This window comes from Arthrobacter sp. lap29, from assembly GCF_032458965.1.
GTDB lineage: Bacteria > Actinomycetota > Actinomycetes > Actinomycetales > Micrococcaceae > Specibacter > Specibacter psychrochitiniphilus.
Genome location: NZ_JAUCEK010000005.1, coordinates 124,576 through 149,628, shown reverse-complemented (window position 1 = coordinate 149,628; position 25,053 = coordinate 124,576). Strand labels below are relative to the sequence as shown.

The 25,053-nt window shown below is 60.4% G+C and carries 25 protein-coding genes and 3 tRNA genes; 18 read left to right on the top strand and 10 right to left on the bottom strand.

What is annotated here, in order from left to right:
* The first annotated feature begins 20 nt into the window (after positions 1-20).
* Positions 21-1,586 (top strand): histidine ammonia-lyase, encoded by a 1,566-nt coding sequence (gene hutH, locus RY113_RS10285; RefSeq protein WP_315914477.1) that lies wholly within the window; start codon positions 21-23, stop codon positions 1,584-1,586.
* Between the two features lie 36 nt (positions 1,587-1,622).
* On the opposite strand, the gene hutG is transcribed toward hutH, so the two are convergent.
* Together hutG and RY113_RS10275 are read right to left on the bottom strand one after the other, a co-directional pair.
* Positions 1,623-2,609 (bottom strand): formimidoylglutamase, encoded by a 987-nt coding sequence (gene hutG / locus RY113_RS10280; protein WP_315914476.1) that lies wholly within the window; start codon positions 2,607-2,609, stop codon positions 1,623-1,625.
* A gap of 158 nt (positions 2,610-2,767) precedes the next feature.
* Entirely contained in the window at positions 2,768-4,222 is a 1,455-nt protein-coding gene (locus RY113_RS10275) for an NCS2 family permease (protein ID WP_110105857.1), read from the bottom strand.
* Between the two features lie 260 nt (positions 4,223-4,482).
* On the opposite strand from RY113_RS10275, the gene RY113_RS10270 reads away from it, so the two are divergent.
* On the top strand, positions 4,483-5,055 hold the full coding sequence (locus RY113_RS10270; protein ID WP_315914475.1) for a copper resistance protein CopC: 573 nt from the start codon (positions 4,483-4,485) through the stop codon (positions 5,053-5,055).
* Positions 5,056-5,071: 16 nt separating this feature from the next.
* Here RY113_RS10270 and RY113_RS10265 read toward each other — a convergent pair whose 3' ends face one another.
* From RY113_RS10265 to RY113_RS10255, 3 genes are all read right to left on the bottom strand, one after another.
* On the bottom strand, positions 5,072-5,761 hold the full coding sequence (locus tag RY113_RS10265) for an FAD-binding protein (RefSeq protein ID WP_110105858.1): 690 nt from the start codon (positions 5,759-5,761) through the stop codon (positions 5,072-5,074).
* Between the two features lie 111 nt (positions 5,762-5,872).
* On the bottom strand, positions 5,873-7,180 hold the full coding sequence (locus RY113_RS10260; protein ID WP_315914474.1) for a D-arabinono-1,4-lactone oxidase: 1,308 nt from the start codon (positions 7,178-7,180) through the stop codon (positions 5,873-5,875).
* The gene (locus RY113_RS10255) at positions 7,177-8,514 is read right to left on the bottom strand and encodes an amino acid deaminase/aldolase (RefSeq protein WP_315914473.1); all 1,338 of its coding nucleotides are present in this window, start codon (positions 8,512-8,514) and stop codon (positions 7,177-7,179) included. Before RY113_RS10255 ends, RY113_RS10260 begins: the two co-directional genes overlap by 4 nt.
* A 210-nt stretch (positions 8,515-8,724) precedes the next feature.
* On the opposite strand from RY113_RS10255, the gene RY113_RS10250 reads away from it, so the two are divergent.
* The gene (locus RY113_RS10250) at positions 8,725-9,723 is read left to right on the top strand and encodes a universal stress protein (protein WP_110105860.1); all 999 of its coding nucleotides are present in this window, start codon (positions 8,725-8,727) and stop codon (positions 9,721-9,723) included.
* Between the two features lie 137 nt (positions 9,724-9,860).
* Here RY113_RS10250 and RY113_RS10245 read toward each other — a convergent pair whose 3' ends face one another.
* Both RY113_RS10245 and RY113_RS10240 read right to left on the bottom strand, forming a co-directional pair.
* Positions 9,861-11,378, bottom strand: a complete 1,518-nt coding sequence (locus RY113_RS10245; RefSeq protein WP_315914472.1) for a C40 family peptidase — start codon at positions 11,376-11,378, stop codon at positions 9,861-9,863.
* Positions 11,379-11,542: 164 nt separating this feature from the next.
* Positions 11,543-11,950 (bottom strand): metallopeptidase family protein, encoded by a 408-nt coding sequence (locus tag RY113_RS10240; RefSeq protein ID WP_245932123.1) that lies wholly within the window; start codon positions 11,948-11,950, stop codon positions 11,543-11,545.
* A 209-nt stretch (positions 11,951-12,159) separates the two neighbouring features.
* Here RY113_RS10240 and RY113_RS10235 point away from each other — a divergent pair.
* The 10 genes from RY113_RS10235 (at position 12,160) to RY113_RS10190 (ending at position 16,251) form a co-directional block, all read left to right on the top strand.
* Positions 12,160-12,232: transfer RNA gene (locus RY113_RS10235), tRNA-Glu, on the top strand.
* A 99-nt stretch (positions 12,233-12,331) separates the two neighbouring features.
* Positions 12,332-12,405: transfer RNA gene (locus RY113_RS10230), tRNA-Asp, on the top strand.
* A gap of 57 nt (positions 12,406-12,462) precedes the next feature.
* Positions 12,463-12,538: transfer RNA gene (locus tag RY113_RS10225), tRNA-Phe, on the top strand.
* Between the two features lie 243 nt (positions 12,539-12,781).
* Entirely contained in the window at positions 12,782-13,285 is a 504-nt protein-coding gene (locus RY113_RS10220; RefSeq protein ID WP_315914471.1) for a hypothetical protein, read from the top strand.
* Positions 13,286-13,403: 118 nt separating this feature from the next.
* Positions 13,404-13,952 (top strand): Asp23/Gls24 family envelope stress response protein, encoded by a 549-nt coding sequence (locus tag RY113_RS10215; RefSeq protein ID WP_315914470.1) that lies wholly within the window; start codon positions 13,404-13,406, stop codon positions 13,950-13,952.
* On the top strand, positions 13,949-14,140 hold the full coding sequence (locus tag RY113_RS10210) for a hypothetical protein (protein WP_315914469.1): 192 nt from the start codon (positions 13,949-13,951) through the stop codon (positions 14,138-14,140). Before RY113_RS10215 ends, RY113_RS10210 begins: the two co-directional genes overlap by 4 nt.
* A 140-nt stretch (positions 14,141-14,280) precedes the next feature.
* A complete protein-coding gene (locus RY113_RS10205) occupies positions 14,281-14,652 on the top strand; it encodes a hypothetical protein (protein ID WP_315914638.1) in 372 nt (123 codons plus the stop codon).
* The gene (locus RY113_RS10200; RefSeq protein WP_315914468.1) at positions 14,649-15,248 is read left to right on the top strand and encodes a DUF6286 domain-containing protein; all 600 of its coding nucleotides are present in this window, start codon (positions 14,649-14,651) and stop codon (positions 15,246-15,248) included. The genes RY113_RS10205 and RY113_RS10200 overlap by 4 nt, the downstream gene beginning before the upstream one ends.
* Positions 15,245-15,865 (top strand): hypothetical protein, encoded by a 621-nt coding sequence (locus RY113_RS10195; RefSeq protein WP_315914467.1) that lies wholly within the window; start codon positions 15,245-15,247, stop codon positions 15,863-15,865. Before RY113_RS10200 ends, RY113_RS10195 begins: the two co-directional genes overlap by 4 nt.
* Before the next feature lie 68 nt (positions 15,866-15,933).
* Positions 15,934-16,251 carry a hypothetical protein gene (locus RY113_RS10190; protein ID WP_211315106.1) on the top strand — a complete coding sequence of 106 codons (318 nt, stop codon included), beginning with the start codon at positions 15,934-15,936 and terminating at the stop codon, positions 16,249-16,251.
* 159 nt (positions 16,252-16,410) lie between these two features.
* On the opposite strand, the gene RY113_RS10185 is transcribed toward RY113_RS10190, so the two are convergent.
* Positions 16,411-18,150 carry a glycoside hydrolase family 13 protein gene (locus RY113_RS10185; RefSeq protein ID WP_315914466.1) on the bottom strand — a complete coding sequence of 580 codons (1,740 nt, stop codon included), beginning with the start codon at positions 18,148-18,150 and terminating at the stop codon, positions 16,411-16,413.
* Positions 18,151-18,296: 146 nt separating this feature from the next.
* Between RY113_RS10185 and RY113_RS10180 the strand changes: the two genes are divergently transcribed.
* From RY113_RS10180 to RY113_RS10160, 5 genes are all read left to right on the top strand, one after another.
* Positions 18,297-19,586, top strand: a complete 1,290-nt coding sequence (locus RY113_RS10180) for an ABC transporter substrate-binding protein (protein ID WP_110105869.1) — start codon at positions 18,297-18,299, stop codon at positions 19,584-19,586.
* 93 nt (positions 19,587-19,679) lie between these two features.
* On the top strand, positions 19,680-20,720 hold the full coding sequence (locus RY113_RS10175; protein ID WP_110105870.1) for a carbohydrate ABC transporter permease: 1,041 nt from the start codon (positions 19,680-19,682) through the stop codon (positions 20,718-20,720).
* Positions 20,717-21,607 (top strand): carbohydrate ABC transporter permease, encoded by an 891-nt coding sequence (locus RY113_RS10170; RefSeq protein ID WP_110105871.1) that lies wholly within the window; start codon positions 20,717-20,719, stop codon positions 21,605-21,607. The genes RY113_RS10175 and RY113_RS10170 overlap by 4 nt, the downstream gene beginning before the upstream one ends.
* 51 nt (positions 21,608-21,658) lie before the next feature.
* Positions 21,659-21,880 (top strand): hypothetical protein, encoded by a 222-nt coding sequence (locus tag RY113_RS10165; protein WP_110105958.1) that lies wholly within the window; start codon positions 21,659-21,661, stop codon positions 21,878-21,880.
* Between the two features lie 42 nt (positions 21,881-21,922).
* Positions 21,923-22,936, top strand: a complete 1,014-nt coding sequence (locus tag RY113_RS10160; RefSeq protein ID WP_315914465.1) for a LacI family DNA-binding transcriptional regulator — start codon at positions 21,923-21,925, stop codon at positions 22,934-22,936.
* A 28-nt stretch (positions 22,937-22,964) separates the two neighbouring features.
* On the opposite strand, the gene RY113_RS10155 is transcribed toward RY113_RS10160, so the two are convergent.
* Positions 22,965-23,807: a hypothetical protein gene (locus tag RY113_RS10155; protein ID WP_315914464.1), complete on the bottom strand. Its 843-nt coding sequence runs from the start codon at positions 23,805-23,807 to the stop codon at positions 22,965-22,967.
* A 3-nt stretch (positions 23,808-23,810) separates the two neighbouring features.
* Entirely contained in the window at positions 23,811-24,614 is an 804-nt protein-coding gene (locus RY113_RS10150) for an exodeoxyribonuclease III (protein ID WP_110105874.1), read from the bottom strand.
* Between the last annotated feature and the right edge of the window lie 439 nt (positions 24,615-25,053).

Sequence of the window (25,053 nt, the reverse complement as noted above, 5' to 3'; positions counted from 1 at the left end):
GTGCTATGTAAGGACCCGCCATGAGCGCCACCACCGAAACCGTCACCCTCAGCTCTTCAGGGGTCACCCCCGAGGACGTCATTGCCGTGGCCCGCCACAACGCAAAGGTGGTGCTCAGTGCGGAGGCGCTGACCGGCGTCGAACGGGTGCGTGCTCATGTGGAAAAGCTGGCGCACTCAGAGACCCCCTCCTACGGCATCTCTACAGGCTTTGGTGCCCTCGCCAACCGCCACATCCCCACTGATATGCGCACGCAGCTGCAAAAATCGCTAATCCGCTCCCACTCCGCCGGCATGGGTCCGGCCGTGGAGCGCGAGGTGGTGCGTGCCCTGATGTTCCTGCGCGCCAAGACCCTGGCCAGCGGGCGGACCGGTGTGCGGGCCGTTGTGGTGACCACCATGGTGGATGTGCTCAACGCCGGGATCACGCCCGTGGTGCGCGAATTCGGCTCGCTTGGCTGCTCGGGGGACCTTGCCCCGCTCTCGCACTGCGCGCTGGTGCTCATGGGCGAAGGGGAGGCGGCCGGGCCCGACGGCGTCATCCGCCCCGTGCCCGAACTGCTCGCCGAGGCCGGGATCACGCCCATCGAGCTGGCCGAAAAAGAAGGCCTGGCGCTGGTCAACGGCACCGACGGCATGCTCGGCATGCTGCTCATGGCCATCGCTGATTTGAAAATGCTCCTGACCACGGCGGACATCACCGCCGCGCTCAGTGTGGAGGGCTTGCTGGGGACCGATCAGGTTTTTGTGCCCGAGCTGCATATGGAGTTGCGCCCGCACCCAGGCCAGGCTCTCAGCGCGGACAACATGCTGCGCGTGCTGGCGAATTCGCCCATTGTCGCCTCGCACCGGGTGGGGGATTCTCGCGTGCAGGACGCCTACTCGCTGCGTTGCGCCCCGCAGGTGGCTGGCGCCGCCCGGGACACCGTGGATCACGCGCTCATGGTGGCCACCCGGGAGCTCGCCGCCTCGATCGACAACCCCGTGGTGCTCCCTGATGGCCGCGTATCCTCCAATGGAAACTTCCACGGCGCACCGGTGGCCTACGTGCTGGACTTCCTCGCTATTGTGGCCGCCGACGTCGCCTCCATCGCCGAGCGCCGCACCGACCGCATGCTAGACCCCGCCCGCAGCCACGGCCTGCCCGCATTCTTGGCCGGGGACCCTGGGGTGGATTCGGGCCTCATGATCGCCCAATACACGCAGGCCGGCCTGGTCTCTGACTCCAAACGCCTGGCCGTGCCCGCCTCCGTGGACTCCATCCCCAGCTCCGCCATGCAGGAGGATCACGTTTCCATGGGCTGGCATGCCGCCCGGAAGCTGCGCCGCTCCGTGGAAAATCTGCGCCGGGTCCTAGCGATTGAGCTGGTCACAGCCACCCGCGCCATTGACATGCGTACGTCCTTGTCCGGCGGCGTTTTGCTCCCCGGTCCGGCTGGCGCCGCCGTACTTGAGGTGCTTCGGGCAACCGTGCCGGGACCGGGTGCCGACCGTTTCCTCTCGCCCGAACTAGAAGAAGCCGACCGTTTGGTAGGCTCCGGCGCCATCCGTGCAGCAGCGGAAACTGCCACGGGTCCGCTGAACTAGGCGCGGGTGGGGCCCGGAACGTGAAAGTGCCCCGCCTTAGCGCAGCAGTGTGTCGATCAGCCGAGCGGCCACCTTCGCGGTGCGGTTGTCGATGTCGAATTCGGGGTTAAGCTCCGCCACATCACAGTGGAACAACTTCCCGCTCGCGGCCACCTGGCGGCATATGGCGGCGATGATTGCCAGTGGTACCCCGTAGGCTGCGGGTGCGCTGACGCCGGGGGCCACGGCTGCGGGCATCACATCTAGGTCGATCGTGAGGTACACAATATCCACGGTCTCCAAAAATGAGGACACAAACCCTTCCGTGCGTTCCGCTGAGCAATCCTCATCCAGCAGGTACTTCACCTCGAGTTCATGCGCCGTATCGAAGAGGGCCCGGGTGTTGTTGGGTTCACTGATGCCCACGACGGCGTAGTTCAGTTCCCGCCCAGCGGCGGCTTCCGCGCGGGCCATCTGCAGGAACGGTGTGCCGGAGCTGGGTACTGGGGCCTCGCGCAGGTCAAAGTGGGCGTCCAGGTTCAGCACACCGAGACGGGCGCCGTTGGTGAACGCCGCAGTGCCCGCAACACCTAGGTAACTGGCATACGCGGTTTCGTGCCCGCCGCCCAGCACACAGGTGAGGTATCCGGCGTCGAGCATGGCTGTCAGAGCAGCGCCGCAGCGGGCCTGGCCGTCCTCTAAGGAGTCACCGGAGACCACAATGTCTCCGGCGTCAGTTACTTCCCGGGTGCCATGGAAGGCGAGCGAGCCCAGAGCGGCGCGGAGGGCTTCGGGGCCGGTGGCGGCGCCCGTGCGGCCGTGATTGCGGGCAACGCCGGCGTGGGAGGCGAAACCCAGCAGTGCAGCGGGGCCGGGCAGCGAGGCATTCAGCGAGGCGGTGTTCAAGGACGGGGCGTCCGGGGATGCGGAGGTGGCAGCAATGGCGACAGTCTGCCACCAGCGGCGGTGGGCGGGGGATTCGCCGTCGTTCCGGCCGGTCCATGCCGTGGCGGGTATATCAACGGAGAGCGTAGAAAAGTCCATGTGCCAAGCCAACCCCATGCCCTGGGACAACGCCAGCGGTCCTCGGGTATGGGCGTCTCCCATCACAGACACCCATAAAAATGAAATCGAGTACACAAGCTGGTGGACCGAAACTACACGATTCGGTCCACCAACTTACGTACTCGAGGGTGGTGCGGTTACCCGATGCCGAACAGGGCTTCCACCGTGCCGATGCCGAAGAAGAGCAGGAACGCCGCGGCAACAGCCCACATCAGGGGGTGAATTTCCTTGGCTCGGCCCTGGAATACGCGGATCAGCACGAAGGCGATGAACCCGGCACCGATGCCATTGGCAATGGAGTAGGTGAACGGCATGAGGGTGAACGTCAGGAAGGCCGGGATGCCGATTCCCCAATCGGACCAATCGATCTTGCCCACCTGGGAAACCATCATGAAACCGACCACAACAAGGGCCGGGGCCACTGCTTCAAAGGGGACCAATTTAATCAGCGGCGTGACGAACATGGCCAGCAGCAGGAGCAGGCCCGTCACGATGGAGGCCAGACCCGTACGGGCGCCCTCACCAATACCGGCACCGGATTCCACATAAATCTGGTTAGAGGATGCGGATGCGCCACCTCCGGCGATCGCACCGAACGCGTCAACAAGCAGTACGCGGTCCACGTTGGGGATGGTGCCGTCTTCACGCAGTGATCCGGCCTCGGCGGCCAGACCCACCATGGTGCCCATGGCGTCAAAGAAGATGCTCAGCAAAATCACAAAGGCGAGCAGCAGGGCAGCAATCGCCCCCAATTTGCTGAAAGCGCCGAAGATATTGACCTGGCCAATGAGGGACAAGTCAGGCAGGGACCACTGCGAGAGCTGCGGGACCACCAGTGACCAGCCCTGCGGGTTGGACGTGGTGCCGTCGAAGGACGGGCCAATGTGGAGAGTCATTTCCAAGATGTTGGCCAGGACGGTGGAGACCACGATGCCGATCAGGATGGCGCCCTTGACCTTGCGCACCACCAAGGCGATGGTCAGGATCAGCCCAACAATGAAGACCAGCGTGGGCCAGCCCAGCAGCTTGCCGTCAAAACCCAGTCCCACAGGAACCGTGGTGCCAGCAACGTCCGGAATACGGCGCACAAAGCCGGCATTGACCAGGCCAATGAGCGCAATGAACATGCCGATGCCCACCACAATGGCGATTTTTAGCCCTTCAGGCACCGCCTTGAACACCGCTGTTCTAAAGCCCGTGAGTACCAAGATGAACATGGTGATACCGGAGAGAACCACCAGGCCCATCATGTCCGGCCAGGTCAGGCCCGGGTTCGTGGCAACCGTGACGGCCACAAATGCGTTGACGCCCAAGCCCGCCGCAAGGGCGAAGGGGTGCTTGGCCCAGGCGCCCATGAGGATGGTCAGGATGCCGGCCACAAAGGCGGTGACAGCGGCAACGCGCTCCAGGCCCAGCTCACCGCCTGCGGAATCTGCGCCGCCCAGGATCAGCGGGTTCAGGACCACAATGTAGCTCATCGCGAAGAACGTGGCGAAACCGCCGCGGATTTCCCGCGAATAGTTCGAGCCACGCTCGGTGATCATGAAATACTTGTCGACCGCAGACAGGCGCGGTGCCGTCTTCGTTGCCATGGGGAGCCTTCCAGGGAAGTGAAAAAAGATTTAAGTTAACCGAGGAAATAATAGCCCGTAATGGTGGCGCGTACTTATTAGGCGTTGGCTTGGATTTTTAACTCCTAGGCTGACCGCGGCGGTAGTTGGCTTGGGTGCCCCGCCAGGCGCTGGGGGGCGAACTCCCATAATGCTGGGATACCGTGGGGTGGCATTCTCCAACGAGTAAAGGAACTTTTGCTGTGATTTCTCGCATAGGCCACCGACAGAGTGAGATTAACATGACATCAAAATCATTGCTGGGCCGCTCATTGGCGGGCCTGTTGACGCTTCTGCTGGTCTTTTTTGGTACCGCCACGGCGGCTTTTGCCCACGATTCCGTGACGGAGACTTCACCCTCTGACGGTTCCACCGTGGCCACAGTTCCCGAGAAGATTCAGATCACCATGAGCAATTCCCCTGCCGTCATTGGTTCCCAAGTTCTGGTCCTTGACGCGGCAGGAGATAATTGGGGGGTAGGTGAGGTGGAGGTGTTGGACACCATCGCGACCCAAGCAGTGCGTCCGGGGGCGCCCGCTGGAAAGTACACCGTGAAATGGCGGCTAGTGTCCTCTGACTCACACCCCATTGAAGGTACCTTTGGGTTCACCGCTACCTCCGCCGGCACGGCTTCTGGTCAAGGCGCGGGCGCCGGCCCCGTGGCGTCCGTCCAGGCTGAACCGGAAACCCCTGGCGAAACGGTGCCGGATAGCCCCGCAGTGCCCTGGTCCATCATTGGCCTTGCCGTTGTCCTGGTGGGTGTAGTGGTGGCCATGGTGGTTGTTGCCCGCCGCCGCCTTTCCAGCGAGGACTAGCCACTGCGGTGAGGCTCTAAGCGGTGGCGGCTACGGAGCCCAGCTCCCGGGTTGCGATCCGGGCAGAGATGGACTGGCTGGCCCGTTTGGCTTGATGCAGAATTTCCTGAGTAGTGGGGATGGCAAGATCCCCTACACCTACGAGGTAGATCCCCAAGGCGTGCATGCCCGCCCGCACGTCAGTTGCGGTGGTCACGCCCACGCTGTGCAGGAGTCTGCGCAATTGGCTCAGGGCGCTGCGGGTGAAGACAACGCTGTGGGCCGTCAACATGCCGGTGGTTGTCTGTACTCGCCACTGGCGCTGAGACGGGGCCTCACCGTGATGCTGGGTAAATTCCAAGGCCTGGGTTGTTGGGCGTAGATCCAATTCATGGCGGCGGGCGTAGTGCTCAAGGAGCCGCACAATTTCGCTGCGCTCGTTCAGGGCGGTCAAGCTGATGCCTCCCGTGGTGGGTGCCAGCGGTGCCGGTGACTTCATGGGGCAGCCGCTATCCACCACTATGGTCTTGATGCCCTGCCGGTTGAGTTCGGCTGCTACGGCCAATGCCGAGAAACCGGAACCGATCACAATGGTGGTGGTGCTTTCAGGGGATGTTCCCCGCTGCGCGGAGGCGCTGGTTGCTACCGTGCTGGCAGGTATCACGCTGGTACCTGCCAGTGGCACCAGATCAGCTCGTGGTGGGGCAACTTTTGGGGCATACATCATAGCAAATGACTCCTCGAACGGTAGGAGAATTCACGGGTCGGTGCAGGCCATCAAAGCCTGCGCCGTAGGGCGGGTGCAACGGAAGGGGTTGCTCTGCACTGAGTTCAATAATTAGCTCAGTACTCGATCCAGATAAGCGTTTCTGAACACCCGCCGAGGATCAAGATCATCCCGAACAATACAGAACTTTTCTAGGTCTGGGTAGAGCTGGCAAAAGTCTTTCGATTGGAGGAAATGCCACTTGCCCCAATGTGGTCTCCCCTCATGGGCACGAAAGATTTCCTCGGCGGCGCGAAAGTACTCCAAGGGTGCCGTTTTCACATGTTGATGGATGGCGATGTAGCCACTTTCGCGATGGTTTGCCGTGGATAGGGCAATGTCATCGGCGGCGGCGCTGCGAACTTCTACGGGGAAGGAGATGTGCAATCCACGGCGCATAATCATGGCCTCAAGTTCGGCCAGCACCGTGGGGATTTGGGCCAGCGGAACGGCATACTCCATTTCCCTGAACCGGACAGTGCGCTCGGTGGCGAAAACCTTGTGGGAAAGATCGCCAAATTCCCTATTGCCCGTCAGCTTCGAAGCCGTCTTGTTGAGGTGGGGAATGATGGCGGGCACCTTGCCGGATACAGTGCACAGCGCAGAAAACAAGGTGTTGGAGACCAACACGTCATCCACTAAGTGAGTTACCGCGGACAAAGGGGAAACTCCCTGTGGCAGCCCACCCACTGGGTGGCGCGTGTTCGTTTTGGTGAGCGCCGTATCGGTGTGTGGAAACCAGTAGAACTCAAAGTGGTCAAGGGTGGCGTTGCGTTCGGGCAACGATTCCAAAACGGCCGCCAGCCGTTCCGGGCGCTCCACAGCATGGAGCATGAATGCATCCACACATGCCAAGGTGACCTCAACAATGATGCCCAAGGCGCCAAGGCCTACACGTGCCACGGCGAACAAGTCCGGGTTTTCAGTGGCGGAGCAGTGTTTGATTTCCCCCGTGCCCGTCACCATTGTCAACGCCCGCACCTGGGTGGCAATACCGCCAAATCGCACACCCGTCCCGTGCGTGCCCGTGGAGATGGCCCCTGCTATGGACTGCTTATCAATATCGCCCAGATTTTCCATGGCCAACCCGTACGGTGCCAGCAGGGCTGGGATCTCATGCAACCGGGTGCCACCTGCAACGGTGGCCAGCTTCGCTTCCCGATCCATCCTGAGCAATCCGCTGATGCCATCGAGGTGCAGCTGAACTCCCTGGGTCAGGGCGATGTCAGTAAAGCTGTGCCCGGCTCCCACAGCTTTGATGGTTGTGCCACTACTGGCAGCCGCTGCGACTAAGGCCGAAACCTCAGCTACTGTACTGGGCCTAGCTACGGAGCTTGGTGTGCAACGCTGATCGCCTGCCCAATTGCGCCACTGACTCATATGAACGCCTTCCCTTCGCCTCGATAGGTGAGCGCCCTGCCTGCCCGATGGCCACCGCCGTCGATAATTTCCAGAGCGTCAACATGCTCACAAACCTCACCGGATTTGGCATGGCGGAACCAAACTTTCTCGCCAATGCGCAGGGTTGAGGCCGCGGCCCCGCGCAAAGGGGTCTGCACCTCTCCCGCGCCCTCCGTACCAATGAGAGATAAACCGGAGGGGTAGACGGGCTCAGGGGACCTGTCCGCGCCGGCCGGGCCGGAGGCAATCCAGCCACCGCCCAGAACCGTGACAATATCCGGGGCCGGCCGTCTCACCACGGGTGCGGCAAATCCGACGGCGTGGGCCGGGCTGAAGCGCGAGTACCCGTCAAAGAGCGTGGGACCGAAGAGGCCCGAACCTGCGGCCAGTTCCGTCACGGAGGGATCTTCAGTGGTGAGTTCCAGGCTGCCTGTGCCGCCACCGTTGACAAATTCGAGCTCGCACAAATTGCGCACAGCAGCCACAACGTTGGCGCGGCGGTGGAGGATTTCAGCCATCGATGAGCGCTGTATTTGTTGGAGGATCTGTGACTTGGCGGCATCGGCAAACTTGTTCTTGGTGTGCGGGGTGTCCTGCAGACCAGCGATTTGGGCCTCGTACGCCATGATGCCGGTGAGTCGGAAAAGCTGTGCACCGCCCTTGACATGACGGCCGATCGCTAGAGCCAAGGCGATGGCGTCGCCCCCGGTGCGCACGGGGGAGCGGTACACGCCAATGTGACCCAGTGTGCGTCCTGCCACTGCCGGGCGCCACGAAGCGTCTAGATCCAGGCACAGCCGGATGGGGGCAGCCGGTTGGGTGCCTGCCAAAGTGGCGGCCATCCACTCCAACTGTTCTGTGGAATCCACCATGAGCGTCACGCGGGCACAGGCTTGCGGATCAGCGGCAAGGGCGCGCAGGGCGGGGGAATCGGCGGTGGGGTAGGCCACCACAATGTCAGTGAAGGCGCCGGATGGATCAGCGGCTAACCACAACGCTTCCGGAAGTGTAAATCCGAGTATGCCGGCAAAACCGGGCTGGGCCAGCACGGCACGGAGAACGTCACGGTTCCGGATTGATTTACTAGCCACTCGGATGGGCTTGCCCGCCGCCCGCCGCAGCAGGAACCCGGCATTTGTGGACAGTGCCGCCAGGTTCAGGACGGCCAGTGGGGCGGACAGGTTGGCACAGGCCAAATCCACCCCTGCCCACATGGCCTCCTCCGCAGAGATAGCCCCGGAAGAAGGCGCAGAAGGCGTGGAAGAAGCCCCGCTGAGGCCGTCCGCCAGAGCCGATTGTAGTAGTTTCAACATTGCTGCCCACTTTCCTACTCGCCAGTAATGCCAACTCTGTCACATGTCAGGCTCCGGATGTGGATGTGGCAGATGAAGTCATGTTTGGCACACGCCGCAGCGCAACTTGACGTGCATGGCTGAACCCGCAATAGTCACAAGTAAAGGCCGCGACGGGGAGGCCGCAGCAAGTTTTTGCATCCCCGGCACACAAGAACCAGGAGGCGCACGATGACCAGCCAAGAGCAATCACCCCAAGGCGCAGCGCACGAACCGATCCCCGCCCCCACCGGGATTGTGGTCGGAATTGATGGTTCCGAGCAGAGCATTGGCGCCCTGATCTGGGCCGCCCGGCAGGCGAGATTGCGCAACGTTCCACTTCATCTGGTCACCGCCTACACTGTCCCCATTTTTGCCGCCTCGGGACTCGACGGCGGCTATGCAACAGTGGACGACGACGTCATCCGCCAAGGTGCCGAGGCTGTCCTTCGTGAATCGGCGGCCAAAGTGGCGCATCTGGATATTGAGATGGACGCGCGGGTTGAGAACGGTGATGCCGCCGGAGTGCTGCTGGAACTAAGCGAAACTGCCGAGCTGCTGGTCTTTGGCTCACGCGGCAGGGGCGGGTTCATTGGCAGGCTTTTAGGCAGTGTCAGTTCCGCGCTTCCCGCCCACGCCAAATGCCCCACCGTCACGGTCCCACTGAGCTGTGCCGCACGCCTGGAAGAAGGCCTTGAGGAAGGCCGGGCAGGGATTGAAAAAGTTGTCACAGTGGGTGTGGACGGCTCGGATCAGGCCCGTTACGCGGTGCTTGTAGCGGCAGAACAAGCCCAACTTTCCGGCAGTACTCTGCGCATCATCTGCGCCGTGCAGCCCTACACCGGATCGCTGGCCTGGATGCCCGCACCTGTAGACCGAGAAGCGTTATTCACTGAGATTCGCAGCCAGCTGGAGGCCGGTGAAAAGTGGCTGCGCAATCATTTCCCGAAGCTGCCCATTGAGATTGAACTGTTGGAAGGATCAGCCGTGGAAGCGCTGGTCAAGGCCACCGAAACAACAGAGCTGGTGGTTATGGGAACCCGTGGCCGTGGCGGTTTTGCCGGCATGATGCTCGGCTCCACCACTGACGGTGTGCGCCACCATGCCAAGGGCCCCATCATGGTTGTGCGCGATAGGGAAGATCCCCGTCAAGACGACCGCACCGCCTTTGGCCCACTGCTGAAGACATGATCCGGCTACTTAGCTGAGCGCGCAAAACTGAAGGCGCGGCATCCGCCCCCTACGGGCTGGATGCCGCGCCTTAGCTTGCTGTCATATCTTCTTACCGTAGGGCAGAGAAGGGCCTCTGTGCTGCGTGGTTGCAGCCGCTAATACCTGGCCGCGTAAGGATACAGGCTCATATAGGGGGTCATGTGCGAGAGCGGGGTGATTTCCACCGGCTGGGTGTAATTCAGGGCCTGAACCACCTGGTTGTTGCCAATGTAAATGGCAACGTGACCGAAACGGCCATTGCCGTCGTCATCGAACACCAGCAGATCGCCATATTGCATCTGAGATAGCGGAACACGGACCGGGGCAGCCCAGAACTGGTCTGAGCCTTGGCGCGGCACGCTCTTGCCAGCAGCTGCGAACGCCTGCTGAACCAGCCCGGAACAGTCAAAGGCATTGGGCCCGTTGCCGCCCCATTGGTAACGGCTGCCAATCTTGGACAGGGCGTAATTAACCATGACCTGGGTGTAGCTGCCCGTAGGCGGAGCAACAGGTGGCTTGGGTGCCGGTGGTTTAGGTGCCGGTGGCTTGGGCGCAACCGGTGGTTTAGGAGCGGGTGGCTTCGGTGCAACAGGGGGTTTAGGTGCGGGTGGCTTCGGTGCAACAGGGGGTTTAGGTGCCGGTGGCCTGGGCGCGGATGTGGTGGGAGCCGGGGGTTTGGGGGCCTGCGGTTTCGGGGCCTGCGTGACAGGGGGTTTGGGCACAGGGGGAAGCGCGGGAGGTTTGGTGCCGGTGGCCGGTGGGCGGACTGGAGCCGGGGTGTCGGCGGAGGCCTCAATCTGCTCCTTGAGGGCCTCTTCCTCGGCCTTTCGGGTGAGCTCGTCAACCCGGGCACCCTCCAACTCCACCGTGGTGTTGTGCAAGCTGGCAAGTCTTGTTAACAAAATATCTCGCTGGCTTTGGTTCTCCGCCACTACTGCGGCCTGCGCGTCAGCGGCTCCCTGGGCTTGGGCGCGTGAGGCCTCGGCGGCCGTGGTGGCCTCGGTGGCCGCAGTGCTGGCGGCCAGGGCTTGTGCATCCAGTGCGGCGGACGTGGCAGCGGCGGCTTCGGCGGAAGCAAAGGTGTTGGCTCGATTGGAACTCAAAGCCATGAGCGTGGAGGCCTGGTAAAGGGCGTCATCGCCCTCATCGCTGGTCAGCAGGGTCTGGACGCTCAGCCCAACGCCACCGGACTTGTACAAGTTGCCTGCCAGCTGCCCCAGTTGGGTCTTGGCCTTGGAATGTGCGCTCCGGGCAGCTTCGGATTTCCCCTTTGCGGTTGCGGCTTCTTCTTGGCGCTGTTCAAGCACCACCAGTGCTTCGGTGTACGAGCCGCTGGCGCTCAGCGCGGCCATGGACGTTGCCCGGAGGCGGTCATTGGCCGTGGCCAAAATGGCCTCCAGCTCGGCGGCTGCAGCCGCGGTGGCAGCCTCTGATTTTTTGGCCTTGGCAATGTCCTCTTCGCTGGGGACGGTGGGAAGGTGAGGCTGCGGGGCGAACTTTTGAAACGCCGTCGAACTTAATCCAGGTGCCGCAGAGACAGCGGGTCCGGCCGTGGCGGGTAAGAGCAGGCCGGAAGAGGCCAAAGCGGCGCACGCCAATGTTGCAGTGCCGCGAACCAAAAAGCGCATACTCATCCAGGTGCCTCACTGCAGATCGATTGGTAAATGGTGCAGCCCCCAGGCCACAGGCCGGAGACAGGTGGCTCTCGGCGAATTTACACAGCTAAGCCGACCCTACGGGTCTTAGGAATGCTTGGCAACACAGGAAACAACAGCACCATGAACAACAATAGTGTCATTTAGCCCCAGCCAAGCTCGTGCAAGCGCGCGTCGCTAATGCCGAAGTGGTGGGCGATCTCATGGACCACCGTTACCGTGACCTCATGGATCACTTCTTCGCGGCTGTGGCAGATCTCTAAAATGGGCGCACGGAAGATGGTGATTCGATCAGGGAGGGAACCGGCCTCCCACCAGGAATCCCGTTCCGTCAGCGGCGTCCCTTCATACAAGCCCAGCAACACGGTATCCGGGTGTTCTCCGGTGGCAGGCTCGTAGTCATCGGCAATGAAGATGGCCACATTGTCCATTTCGGCGCTGATATTTGCCGGAATCGCGGCGATGGCAGCCTGCACGGCAGCGTCAAATTCCTGTTCATCCATAGTGAAAGGCAGGAAGGAGGGAATGCCGGCAAGGGGATTGTGATGCATGCCTCAAGCGTAACGGTGAAACCCCGGCATCATGCGGATACAGTGCCCTCTAGAGTCACTGTCGGGGAGCTGTGGCCAACGTTTTCAGCCTCCGGTGGGCGGTTGCCGCATGTCCGTTTTGTGTTCTGAGCAAATAGGCCCTATAGTTTTTGGAGTCCACTTCGAACCGAAGCGCTGGGAACAACGCAGAGGCTACGAAGCTGGCTTAGGCCCCCATCGTCTAGCGGCCTAGGACACCGCCCTTTCACGGCGGCGGCACGGGTTCGAATCCCGTTGGGGGTACTTGCGAGCTAGTGGTAAATCAGTAAGAAATTTGCTGGTACGCTATAACTCGTGAAAATCACACAAACGTGTGACGGTAACAAAATGCAGTAAACGTATGGCCCTGTAGCGCAGTTGGTTAGCGCGCCGCCCTGTCACGGCGGAGGTCGCGGGTTCGAGTCCCGTCAGGGTCGCTTTGGTTTTCTTGACTAGTGCAAGAAGATCTGGTGACGAGATTTTCAGATCACCAAGGCTCTGTAGCTCAGTTGGTAGAGCGTTCGACTGAAAATCGAAAGGTCACCGGATCGACGCCGGTCGGAGCCACCACTAAGAACCCCCGGTAATCCGGGGGTTCTTCGCTTTAACACATAACTCGCCGCGCCTATTTGAACGTTTCGGGGGGAGCGGCCAAAACATTTCGCGCCCGTTTGAACCATAGCGAAAAACTCAAAGTGGGGCGAAAGTTCACTCCACCGACTCCTTTCCCGGTTGTGTGCCAGAATGACCACCAAGGGGTAGCGGCTGCCTGTTCAGCCGAGCCAACAAGTGCGGCTTATAAAAGGGGTCTTCATGCGAGCAGCAAGAACTTTCCGGAAAATGTTCCTGCTAGTAGCGGTCCTGCTCACAGCCTCGGTAACCGCTACTGCGTGCTCGGTAATTCCAGACCTTGGCGGCCTCTCCGGGAACTCAGGAAGCAGCCAGGAGAGCACGCAGGCACAAGCGCCCCGCGGCGAAGGCCAGCAGGAACTTGACCCCGGTGCAGTGGTGCCTGATGTGAGCGGGATGCTCGGCAACGCAGAGGCCTGTGTCAGTGTCAGCGCGGTGGTGATCACCGGTAGCACGCTGGCCTTCATAGCGAGGCTCGATCCGAGCGGAGAAGGCACTAAGAGCATGGCGAATCAAGTCACTGAGTCCATGAAAAAGGTTCCGGCTGAAATAAAGGTAGATCTGGAAAACCTTTTGTTGGTGATCAATGACTCTGCAATTAATGGAAATACTTTCAATGACAAAAAATTCGAACAGGCCATGAAACCCATCAGTATGTGGGTTGAGAAAAACTGCACAAACCCATAAAAGGGTTAGGTGTCGGGACGATTTACGTTCTTCACGGCATACTCTGGCACGTAGCGGCGTTGCCCCTCAACTTTTCGGTGCATAGGCTTACCGTAAGGGAAACAGAAAGGGCTCATTCATGGACTCGCAAAACCAGGCTTCGCCAGAAGTCACGCCCGGCACCGGGATTGGTGCCGGTACCGGCCCCACAATAGTGGCCGGAGAAGGACGCACAGTCATCTCAGAGACGGCAGTGGCCAAGGTGGTTGGCATTGCTGCCCGCAATGTTGCAGGAGTCCACGCACTGGGATCAGGTACCTCACGGTCCATAGGGGCCATTCGTGAAGTGGTGGGCGGCGCAGACCTTACCCAGGGTGTGCGGGTTGAAGTTGGTGAGTCCCAGGTGGCTGTCGATCTGATTCTGCTGGCGGAATACGGCTATCCCTTGCAAACACTTGCCAACTCAGTCCGTGCGGCCGTCTACACGGCAGTAGAGGAACTGGTGGGCCGGGACGTTATTGAAGTGAACATTGAAATCACTGATGTGTTTATCCCGCCAGCAGATTCGGAAAAGCCTGCAGCACGGACCCGTCTGACGGACCGTTTGGGGAACCCCAAGGTGAGCGGAACGGTTGCTCCTACAGCAGCGCAAGGCATCGATTCAACGGAAACCGGAGAACAGAAATGAATCTTAGCGTGGTGTGTGCGGCGTTTGGTGCGTTTTTGGCCTTTATGGCCTTCGCTTTCGGTTTCTGGGGCTTGTTGATCAGCGCCATTTTCATCGTGATGGGAGCATTCGTGGGCCGAGCTGCCAGCGGAAAGCTTGATTGGCGCGGTGCCCTCGATGCGCTCACAGGCCGCCGTTCGTCGTCGTGAGTCAGAAGCAAACATCCGGCGCGCCCGGACCCGCCGGCGGACAAGGCCCTACTCCTGCCCCAGGAAACGCCCAGGGACTCGGCAAAGTGCCCAATAATCCTGTCCTGGCCAAGACCCCGGAGCAGTTGGCCCCAGAGCAGTTGACCCCGGAGCAGTTGACCCCGCGTGAGCTGGCCGGGCACAACCGCATCAGCACACAGGCGCTGACCTCCGTGGCGAAGGTGGCTGCCGCCCGTGTGCTGGCCGTCCCGGCGGCACAGGTGCGAGTGGGGTGGAATGATGAAGACGGCCTTTTAGCCTTGTCCATCTCCTCGGTCATCAGTGCGCCACCGCTTAGCGCTGTGAGCCGGGACGCCGCCCGTTTCCTGCCTGAGGGCAGTATTATTGCCCGAGCAACGGCAGCCAAAGCCAGGATTCAGTCCCAGGTTGAGTACCTGAGCGGCTCGCGTCTGAGCCGTGTGGATGTACGAATCTCGGGGCTCCTGATGCGCGAGGACGGGAGAGTTTCATGAGGGAACCGGTACAAGAACGAGCCGCGGGCTTCGCGCGGCACATTCTGCGCAGGGAGACCCATTCGCCGCGGTCCGCGGCCTCCTTTATCGCAGCGATTCTGGTGGCCGCGATAGCCCTCTATTGCATGCTGGAGACGGTACTTTCGGGGTTGGGTCAACCCACCTGGTTCATCAGTCCTGGCAGGGCGATGCAGTGGGTGGCAGATCTGCCCGGCGATGCCCCGCGGTTGTTGCTTGGAGCAGCTGGCGTGTTGTTGGCCCTTGTTGGCCTGATTTTCTTTTGCCATGGGGTGCTGCCCGGGCGGCGTGCCCGCCACGTGCTCAGGCATCCGCGGGTTGCCATTGTGGTGGACGATGAAGTGGTGGCTTCCGCCTTGGCCAAAACCGCGCGGATGAGCGCCGGGGTCACCCGTGAACAGGTCATGGTGGTTGTCTCCGCCCGCCAGGTTCAGGTGATTGTGCGTCCCACCTCAGGAATTCCCTTAATGGAGGACCGCATTCAGGCTGCCGTGGAAACCCGGCTAAATGCCATGTCCTTGGATCCCGTACCCTCGGTGAGCGTGAAACTGGCCGAAAGTGGAGTGGTGGGCGTATGAACGGGACACCGAGAGCGCTCAATAGGATCCTACTGACGCTGATTGGCCTGCTCCTGATCATTGCCGGGGCGGGTGTGCTCACCTTGGCCGCTGTCCCTGCAGCGGCCAGCTGGTGGCAGGACTATGCGCAGAGGCAGCTGGACTGGCTGCTCGGCGTAGAGGATCACACCAGGCTGCTGCTGACCTCGCAAAGCTGGATTTGGCTGGCGGTTGCTGCGGTCTTCTTGATAGTGGTGATTGTGATGGTCACGTGGATTGGCAACCAGGGCAAGGGCCGTGCCAGCACGTTGCTGGACTATCAGGGAAACCCGGACGACGACGGAGCCGCCGGAGCGGTGAGGCTCAGTTGCGCTGTGGCTGAGCAGGCGCTCAAAAGTGCCCTGCAAGAACGCACCGATCTGGTGGGCGTCACAGTGGCAAGTTATGACTTCCGCAAACAGACGGCCATAAAGATCCGCGTCTTACCCCGCCAAGGTGTTTCCCCTCATGTAGTGGCCAGTGATATTACAGATCTTGTGGCCGCCTTGGATAAGTTGCTGGGTTTTGAAGTCCCCATACTTCTCAGTATTGGCAGCGGGGCAAGGTCACGCTTCACCAAAGCCGAACGAGTCCGCTAGTCTCTGTTCAGCATTACCCTCCAGTATTTTTGCTGGGGGATCCGCAGCAAAGGATCAAGGACGGCACCATGACTGAGAACAAGGCAGGCAAGCACGTAGCTGACGCCGTTGAAAACGTGAAGGACCTTGCCGGTGATGCAGCTGACTTTGCCGGCGTCGCAGCGGAGAAGGCCAAAGACGTAGCAGCCGATGCCGTTGACAAGGCGAAGGACTTCGCTGGCGATGCTGGCGAGAACATCAAAGAATTCGCTGGCGATGCTGGTGAAAATATTAAGGACTTTGCTGAGGATGCCGGCGAGAATATCAAGGAGTTCGCTGAGGATGCCGTAGGGCATGCCAAGGGCCTGGGCGCCAAGATAGCTGGCATCTTCAAACACGACAAGTAGCTCGGCCGCTCCCTCGCCCCGGTTCAACCCAAGGCGAAAGAGTTAGTGCAAACAAGTTAGTGCAAAAAGGTTAGGGCGGCGGCCGGTTTTACCCCGCCGCCCTCACCCTTATCAGCCCTGGCCCGTCCGTCTAGAATTGCTCCGGCTGGAGAACTCCTGTTAGCTCTCCAGCCACACGGCGGAGTTCGGGGACAGCGCTCCGTTGAGCACAGCACTGGCCGAACTGGCCAGCAGCACGGACGCCCCGGCTGGCAGCGTGATAGGGACCTCGCCGACGTTGGCCACGACGCTGATGCCCCCGTTGGTATACGCCACAACACCCACGCCCGGATCATGCGCGGCGGCCCAGAGGTGTGTTCCCACACCCAAGGCATGCTGTTTTCGCAGTGCCAGCGCGGAACGGTAAAGCTCAAAAGTGGACTCGGCAACAGCAACTTGAATATCAGCTGCATAACGGGCAAAGGATTCGGGCTGCGGTAGCCACGGCTCTGCCACCGAAATGTTCGCCACCGACGTGCGCGCCCCGGAACTGAGTGCCCCGGAACTGAAACCGAATCCGGGCCTGCTGGCATGCCATGGCAGGGGAACCCGGCAGCCATCCCTACCGCGCTCGGTCCCGTTGGTACGGAAGAAGGCCGGATCCTGGCGAACGGAGGCCGGCAAGGCAGTGTGTTCTGGAAGGCCCAGTTCTTCGCCCTGATAAATATATGCTGACCCCGGCAACGCCATCATCAGCAAGGTCGCTGCACGGGCACGGGCCAGCCCCAATTCCTCGTTGGGCTGCTCATCCTCGGCGCTGATCCCCTTGGGGAATGTGGTGGGATCACTCAGGCCGAACCGTGAAGGGTGGCGGACCGTGTCATGATTCGAGAGCACCCAGGTTGCCGGTGCGCCAACAGTGGCATTGGCTGCCAAGGAATTTTCGACCGCGGTCGCGATCCGCCCGGCATCCCAGCCCGCGAGCAGGAACTCAAAGTTGAAGGCCTGCTGCATCTCATCCTCACGTACATACAATGCCAGCCTCTCCGGCTGCTCAACCCAGGCTTCGGCAACCAACATGCGCTCACCGGTGTACTCCTTGAGCACACGGTTCCAGCTGCGGTAAATCTCATGTACACCGTCCTGGTCGAAGAACGGTGACGGCGGATTCATGGCTGAACTATGCTCGGCGGGATCCTGCGTGTTTTCCTCACCCGCAACCATGGCCGCCTGCCCATCCCAATCCGGCAGCCCCGGGGCTTTCACCATTCCATGCGCCACATCCACACGGAACCCGTCCACGCCACGGTCAAGCCAGAACCGCAAAACAGATTCCATTTCGGTGTGCACCTGCGGGTTGTCCCAATTCAGGTCAGGCTGTTTGGTGTCAAAAAGGTGCAGATACCACTGCCCCGGCACGCCGTTGTCCATGATGCGGGTCCAGGCCGGGCCACCAAAAATTGACTGCCAGTTGTTGGGAGGAACGTTTCCATCCTTGCCCAGCCCGTCCCGGAACAAGTAGCGGTTGCGGGCCGGTGAACCTTCCGGGGATTCTAGCGCATCCTGGAACCACACGTGCTCATCCGAGGTGTGGTTGGGGACCAAATCCACAATAACCCGCAAATTCAAGCCATGGGCCTTGGCAAGCATGGCGTCGAAGTCGGCTAAATCGCCAAACCGCGGGTCCACCTGGCGATAGTCGGCCACATCATATCCGGCGTCCGCCTGCGGTGAAAGGTAAAACGGGGAGAGCCAAATCGCATCGATTCCCAACCCAGCCAGGTACTCCAATTTTCCGGAAATTCCGGGTAGATCGCCCATGCCGTCATTGTTTCCATCGGCAAAGGAACGCGGGTAGATCTGATAAATAACGGCGCTTGACCACCACGGCGTAGTAGCGGTTGCCTGAAAAACAGTCATGAGTTCTCCTTCGGTGACGAATTGCTAACAAATAATGTAAGCGCTTGCACTATCGCATTACATCCTACTAGTGTGATTCAGACCACTCAAACCCGGCCCCCTGGGGGTGTGCCAGGAACTCATCATTTGACACCAGGAGAATTGCGATGCCAAAGAAAATTTCCAGAATGCTGCTGCCGGTGGCCACCGCCGCAACATTTGCCCTTCTGCTTTCAGCCTGCAGTGGCGGGAGCGGAGGCGGTGGAGGCGGCGGCGGTGGAGCTGCCACTGAAAACCTTGACGGTCGCGGACCCATCACATACGTGCAGGGCAAGGACAATTCGGACGTGGTGCGCCCCCTCATTGAGAAGTGGAATGCGGCGCATCCGGATGAAAAGGTCACGTTCAAGGAACAGTCAGATAACGCAGACCAGCAGCATGATGATCTGGTGAAAAACTTTCAGGCAAAGAACGTCGATTACGATGTGGCCAGTGTTGATGTCATCTGGACCGCCGAATTTGCAGCCCAAGGCTGGTTGCAGCCGCTGAAGGACACCATGGCCGTCTCTACTGAAGGCATGCTGCCCGCCACGGTGAAGACCGGAACGTACCGGGATGTGTTGTACACACTGCCCCAGACTTCTGATGGCGGCATGCTCTACTACCGCAAGGATCTGGTTCCTACCCCGCCCAAGACTTGGGATGAAATGATGTCCATGTGCCCCATTGCCAAGGAGAAGGGCATTGACTGCTACGCCGGCCAGTTCGCGCAGTATGAAGGCCTGACGGTCAACGTCGCGGAAGCCATCAACAGCCAGGGCGGGACCATAGTTGGCAGTGACGGCAAAGCAACGGTGAACTCGGCCGAGGCCAAAGCCGGCCTGGGGAATCTCGTTGAAGCCTACAAGAGCGGCAATATTCCCAAGCAGGCACTGACTTATCAGGAAGAGCAAGGCCGGCAGTCGTTTGAGGACGGCAAGCTGATGTTCCTGCGGAACTGGCCGTATGTGTACAACCTGGCCAAAACCGATGGCTCCTCAACCGTGAAAGATACATTTGGGATTGCCCCGCTGCCCGGCAAGGATGGGCCCGGTGCCTCAACCCTTGGGGGTCACAACCTAGGCGTCAGTGTCTACTCGAAGAACAAGGCTACGGCCAAGGACTTTCTGGCATTCATGACCAGTGAGGAGACACAGAAGTTCTACTCCACTCAAGGATCTCTTGCGCCGGTGCTTGAATCCCTCTACACGGACCCCACGCTGGTGGAAAAGCTGCCGTACCTGCCCGTGCTCCTGACCTCCATCCAGAACGCTGTCCCGCGCCCGGTGACCCCGTTCTATCCTGCCGTCACACAGGCCATTCAGCAGAACAGCTTCGCGGCCCTGCAAGGCACCAAGACCGTGGACCAGGCTTTGACTGACATGGAAGCAGCTATCAACACCACTGTGTCGAAGTAGTGCAGCGCGGCCCGGCAGAGATCAGCCCTGCCGGGCCGCCGCCCTCCTTGCCCGCGGGCGGTAATTTCATCAAGCACGAAGAAAGGAGCGGCCATGTCGGCACAAGCAGGCCCTGACGCCAAACACGGCAGCGCAAACTCCGCCCGCGGAGGCAACAAAGGAATTAAAGAGGTGGGGGCTGACCGCAAGGAAAAGACCCAGGGACGCTCGGCAACGCTGCTGATTGTGCCCACCATGGTTGTTCTTGCCGTTGTGATTTTATACCCGGTGATCAACGCCATCATCATGTCATTGGAACATGATCAGGGGCTCGATCCTGTCACGGGAACATTCGTGGCCGGAGGCTTTGCAGGATTATCAAACTACGCCCACTGGTTGTTCCAACAATGCACTGACCCCAGCGGTGCCACCGTCAGCTGTCCGCCAGGCACGCTGGGAGCCCAGTTCTGGGGGGCCACCGGGGTGACCTTCTTCTTTACCGTGGTGACGGTCTTCTTTGAAACCATTCTCGGTTTCTGGATGGCACTGATCATGGCCAGGGCATTTAGGGGACGCAGCGTCCTCCGCGCAGCTGTTCTAGTTCCCTGGGCAATCCCCACTGCCGTGACAGCTAAACTCTGGTTCTTCATCTTCGCCTTTGATGGCATTGTCAACACAGTCTTGAACACCTCCATCTTGTGGACCGGTAGTGAGGGCCCGGCACGGGCGGCCATTATTATTGCCGATGTCTGGAAGACCACGCCGTTCATGGCCCTGCTCATTTTGGCGGGGCTGCAAATGATCCCGGCAGACATCTACGAAGCGGCAAAGGTTGACGGTGCCTCCACGTGGCAGCGCTTCAAACTCATCACCTTGCCACTGGTGAAGCCCGCCTTGATGGTGGCAATCCTGTTCCGTGTCCTTGATGCGCTGCGTATGTACGATCTTCCGGCCATCATGACAGGCGGTGCCAACGGCACCACCACGCTTTCCATCTTGGTGGTCAATCAGATCCGGATCGGGTTCAACTCGGCGGCAGCCCTGTCCACCATCACCTTCTTGATCATCTTCATCGTGGCCTTCATCTTTGTGCGGTTCTTGGGAGCCAACGCCGTTGAATCCGCTAGCGGCGGGGCAAAGGGGAAAATCAAATGAGCACATTGACGCAAACCTCAACAGAACACGCGGCGGCCGCTAAGAATGTTGCGCTGCGGCGCAACCGCTGGGCCAGTTCGCGGACTTACATCAGCGCGGCCATCATTGTGATCTGGTGCCTGCTGCCGTTCTACTGGATGGTTGTCACGGCATTCCGCGATGTTGGCTACACCTTTGACCCAACCCCTTTCTTCACCCACGTCACGTTGGATAACTTCGCCACGGCCTTCTCCTCGGAAATGGGTAACCATTTGGACCGGGCGTTGTTGAACTCCCTGTTCATTTCAGGGGTCACCACCGTGGTGGCACTGCTTTTCGGCATATTTGCCGCCTATGCGCTGGCCAGGCTGAACTTCCGTGGGAAGTTTCTGGTGCTGGGACTCATTCTGGGAGCCTCCATGTTCCCTGGTGTGGCCATTGTTACCCCGCTGTTTCAGCTTTTTACCAACATCAACTGGGTAGGCACCTACCAGGCAATGATCATTCCCAATATCTCCTTTGTGCTTCCCCTGACGGTTTACACCCTGACCTCATTCTTCCGTGAGATGCCGTGGGAGTTGGAAGAAGCAGCCCGCATTGACGGGTGCACGGCCGGGCAGGCCTTCCGCAAGGTGATTATGCCGCTGGCAGCACCTGCCGTATTCACAACAGCTATTTTGGCTTTCATTGCCGCCTGGAATGAGTACCTGATTGCCAGCATCCTCTCCAACGATGCAACGCAGACGGTAACGGTAGCTATTGCCAGTTTTGCCGGTTCTCAGCCGCATCAGGAACCCTATACGGCCGTCATGGCCGCCGGAACAGTGGTCACGATCCCACTGGTGGTGCTGGTGTTGATCTTCCAGCGCAAGATCGTTTCCGGACTCACCGCTGGGGCGGTGAAGTAGGCCGTGGCGCGCAACCAGCGCAAGCATGATGCCGGGACCAATGCCTTACACATCCCAACCAGTAAGCAGAAGAGCGCCGAGGATTTTGACATCATCATTGGGTTTCTCGGCTTTTGGGCCCTCGTGCTTTTCTCCGTCACCGTGTGGTTGGAGGTGACAGGGAAGCCCGCCCTGATTTGGGCGCTAGGATTGCTGCTGGTTTGCCTGGCGCTGTGGGGAATGCTCCGATTGCGCAGGAAGCTGCCTCAGAGGCGTGGGAGGCGACCCCGCTAGCTTCACAACGGCCAGCATGCAGTGTGAGAGGAAGGGCCTGAAATGAGCGTCAGCATTGAGGACGTCGCCAAACGCGCGGAAGTTTCCACAGCCACCGTCTCACGTGCGCTCCGCGGCCTGCCCAAGGTCAGCCCCGCCACACGGGAGAGAGTTCTGGCAGTGGCGGCCGAGCTTGGCTATGTGCCGTCGCCTTCAGCGACGGGGCTAGCCACCGGCCGGACCAGGACCGTCGGAGTGTTGATGCCCTTTGTTGACCGCTGGTATTTTGGGCACGCGCTAGAAGGTGTCGATCAAGAACTGCGCAGCAGAGGTTACAACCTGTTGCTCTTGAGCCTAGGTGGATACTTGCACGGCAATAAGCGCCGCTTCACCGAACAAATGGTGCGCAAACAAATAGACGGCCTTGTGGTGCTGTGCATGGGCTTGTCCCAGAGCGAGCTGGAAGAGTTAGCGAAAACACAAATGCCGGTGGTAGCGGTCGGCGGGCCGATCGAGGGCTGTGTTGGCGTCCACATTGACGATTTTGCCGCAGCAACAGCGGCCACCACTCATCTTATTGATTTGGGTCACCGCAAAATCGCCCACTTGCGCGGTGGCGTCAAGGATGAGATCAACTTTGTAGTACCGGGTCTGCGAGCTGAGGGATTCGCCGCAACAATGCGCAGCGCAGGGTTGGAATTACGTCCGGAATTCAGTGTTGCGGGAGACTTCACGGCAGCTCAGGGGGCCGCCGCCGCGGGCCGGATTTTCGATCTCCCAGGAGAAAAACCAACAGCAGTTTTCTGTGGGTCGGATGAAATGGCGCTGGGGCTCATGTTTGAGGCGCGGCGGCGCGGCATCCGTATTCCGGAAGACCTCTCTGTTGTGGGCATCGACAACCATGACTTCTCGGTGCTGGCCGGGCTCACCACCATCGCTCAGGATCCGGTGGAGCATGGGCGGCAGGCAGCGGCAATTTTGTTGGATGCGGTAGAGGGTAAGCCGGAGGCCATCACACAAAAATACATGCCCTTCCAGCTCCTGAAACGTGAATCAACTGCCCGCCTACCAAGCTGAGCGGACTCGTTAGCTCAATGAGAGCTGCTCAGTTGGCCCTGGCCAGCTGCCGCACCGGCATCCAACGGTTCGCCAGCCGGCGGTAGGCTGCAGCAGCACCGCCAATATCGCCGTCGGCCAGGCATTGCAGTCCCATGTTCACATCGGCGGGGGAATCATCCGGGTGCACCCGCTGAGCCACCGGACCGTAGTCCAACTCCACGGCTCCACCCTCATGGAAGCCGCTGAGCCACTGTAGCAGATCCGCAAGTTCCTCAAAAAGGTCAAGCTCAGGGGCCATGGTTGCCAGCATGCGCAGTGTTCTTTCCACTCTGCCCAAGGCAATGGAAAGGGGAACCTGAATCCGCACTGTCAGTACCCGGCCGTTGGACTCCACCACTTCCATGCGGTCATTGGCATAGACCAGGGTGAACCAGCTAAACGGGATTCCCCAGGTCGAATTACGGGTCTGCACAGGAAGCTCAAGATGCTCGGTTGCGGAGGCGTGTTCCAGTTGCCGAGTCCACTCCTCCTGCCGAAGGATCATGGCCGCCAGTGGTTCCATGCTTCCCGAGAAGAGCTCGGCGGCACTGGCTAGTGACCGGGCAACGAGCTGGTTGGGGGCGTACAGCAGCGGCATTCCGTCAGCCATACTGAGCACGCGCACCCGCTCTCCCGCCGGCGTCGGCAGCGGATTGGGGCTGCCCCGGCTCACACGCCCCAACGAATCCGCCAACTCCCCGGCATCAACACTGGTCCCATTTTGCCCCGGGACGTGTAATCCCTGCACAAAGGCGAATTCTGTGGCCGTATATGCCTCGCGGGGCAAGTAAACGCGCAGGGTGGAGATGAAGGGGAGTTGCACCCCGCCCAGATACAGCCCGCTACTCAACGCTCAGCCCAATTCCACAATGACGGGAGCATGGTCCGAGGCACCCTTGCCCTTGCGTTCTTCCCTATCAATCTCGGCGCCAGTTACGCGCGCCGCCAGGGCTGGGGAGGCCAGGACAAAGTCAATCCGCATGCCTTCCTTCTTGGGGAAGCGCAACTGGGTGTAGTCCCAGTACGTGTAGACGCCGGGGCCCGGGTGCAGGGGGCGGACCACATCGGTAAACCCGCCCGCTTCGAACGCCGAGAAAGCTGCCCGCTCAGGTTCGCTGACGTGAGTGAGGCCTTGGGTTCGGAAAAGCTCGATGTCCCAAACGTCCTCGTCTTGCGGGGCAATGTTGAAGTCTCCCATGAGGGCGATCTGGGCGTTGGGGTCTTCGGCGAGCCAGCCCGTGGCCTGGTTCTTGAGCGTTTCGAGCCACTGCAGCTTGTACGGCATGTGCTCGTCATCCAGGGCACGGCCATTGGGAACGTAGAGGCTCCAGATACGTACGCCATTGCAGGTGGCGGCAATGGCGCGTGCTTCCTGGACGGGATCCTTGCCGCCCTTGCCAAATTCTGGCTGGCCGGAGAAGGTCCGTTCCACATCCGTGAGCCCAACGCGGGAGGCGATGGCCACTCCGTTCCACTGGCTGAAGCCAAAGTGAGCCACTTCGTAGCCGTTGTTTTCAAAGAGCTCCCACGGGAAGTTCTCGTCTTTGCATTTGGTTTCTTGAATAGCCAGCACATCGGCGTCGGTACGGCGCAGCCAGTCCTCGACACGGTCGGCACGGGCACGCAGGGAGTTCACATTCCAGGTAGCAATCTTCACTCCTCCAAGCTATCAAGTTAAGTAGGGCCGGGGCGCTGGACATTCCCGCCCCGCGGGCGAGAATTGTGAGCAGAGACACTGCCGTGGGTGCGATTATGTTGCCTAGAGTTACAAAGCTGTAACGCTTGCCTCGCCCCGCGGATGCGGCGTGGGGAGCGCTGGAAAGTATCGGGATGGTGGTCTAACGCGCGGAAATTATGCCCGTAGCGAAAGTGTCTTTGTTAGCGTGGAGGCGAACCAGTAGACCGACAAGCCTGCGGGCAACTGCCACAATCCGCCCACGGTGATGACGAATCATCACCCCGGAGCGTGGCAGCCAGACACAGGCCGTCGAACTGGCGGTAGGGATAGCCTCCCGACTCTTGACCCTTGTGGCAAGACCGTCTTTCCTTGGAGCCCCGGCCGGGGCGTCCGGGGGAGCGAAGAGTTTGACGCGTAA

Coding starts and splice junctions, on each gene's coding strand:
- hutH (WP_315914477.1), top strand. CDS start 21: ATGAGCGCCACCACCGAAACCGTCACCCTCAGCTCTTCAGGGGTCACC.
- hutG (WP_315914476.1), bottom strand. CDS start 2,609: ATGGACTTTTCTACGCTCTCCGTTGATATACCCGCCACGGCATGGACC.
- RY113_RS10275 (WP_110105857.1), bottom strand. CDS start 4,222: ATGGCAACGAAGACGGCACCGCGCCTGTCTGCGGTCGACAAGTATTTC.
- RY113_RS10270 (WP_315914475.1), top strand. CDS start 4,483: ATGACATCAAAATCATTGCTGGGCCGCTCATTGGCGGGCCTGTTGACG.
- RY113_RS10265 (WP_110105858.1), bottom strand. CDS start 5,761: ATGATGTATGCCCCAAAAGTTGCCCCACCACGAGCTGATCTGGTGCCA.
- RY113_RS10260 (WP_315914474.1), bottom strand. CDS start 7,180: ATGAGTCAGTGGCGCAATTGGGCAGGCGATCAGCGTTGCACACCAAGC.
- RY113_RS10255 (WP_315914473.1), bottom strand. CDS start 8,514: ATGTTGAAACTACTACAATCGGCTCTGGCGGACGGCCTCAGCGGGGCT.
- RY113_RS10250 (WP_110105860.1), top strand. CDS start 8,725: ATGACCAGCCAAGAGCAATCACCCCAAGGCGCAGCGCACGAACCGATC.
- RY113_RS10245 (WP_315914472.1), bottom strand. CDS start 11,378: ATGAGTATGCGCTTTTTGGTTCGCGGCACTGCAACATTGGCGTGCGCC.
- RY113_RS10240 (WP_245932123.1), bottom strand. CDS start 11,950: ATGCATCACAATCCCCTTGCCGGCATTCCCTCCTTCCTGCCTTTCACT.
- RY113_RS10220 (WP_315914471.1), top strand. CDS start 12,782: ATGCGAGCAGCAAGAACTTTCCGGAAAATGTTCCTGCTAGTAGCGGTC.
- RY113_RS10215 (WP_315914470.1), top strand. CDS start 13,404: ATGGACTCGCAAAACCAGGCTTCGCCAGAAGTCACGCCCGGCACCGGG.
- RY113_RS10210 (WP_315914469.1), top strand. CDS start 13,949: ATGAATCTTAGCGTGGTGTGTGCGGCGTTTGGTGCGTTTTTGGCCTTT.
- RY113_RS10200 (WP_315914468.1), top strand. CDS start 14,649: ATGAGGGAACCGGTACAAGAACGAGCCGCGGGCTTCGCGCGGCACATT.
- RY113_RS10195 (WP_315914467.1), top strand. CDS start 15,245: ATGAACGGGACACCGAGAGCGCTCAATAGGATCCTACTGACGCTGATT.
- RY113_RS10190 (WP_211315106.1), top strand. CDS start 15,934: ATGACTGAGAACAAGGCAGGCAAGCACGTAGCTGACGCCGTTGAAAAC.
- RY113_RS10185 (WP_315914466.1), bottom strand. CDS start 18,150: ATGACTGTTTTTCAGGCAACCGCTACTACGCCGTGGTGGTCAAGCGCC.
- RY113_RS10180 (WP_110105869.1), top strand. CDS start 18,297: ATGCCAAAGAAAATTTCCAGAATGCTGCTGCCGGTGGCCACCGCCGCA.
- RY113_RS10175 (WP_110105870.1), top strand. CDS start 19,680: ATGTCGGCACAAGCAGGCCCTGACGCCAAACACGGCAGCGCAAACTCC.
- RY113_RS10170 (WP_110105871.1), top strand. CDS start 20,717: ATGAGCACATTGACGCAAACCTCAACAGAACACGCGGCGGCCGCTAAG.
- RY113_RS10160 (WP_315914465.1), top strand. CDS start 21,923: ATGAGCGTCAGCATTGAGGACGTCGCCAAACGCGCGGAAGTTTCCACA.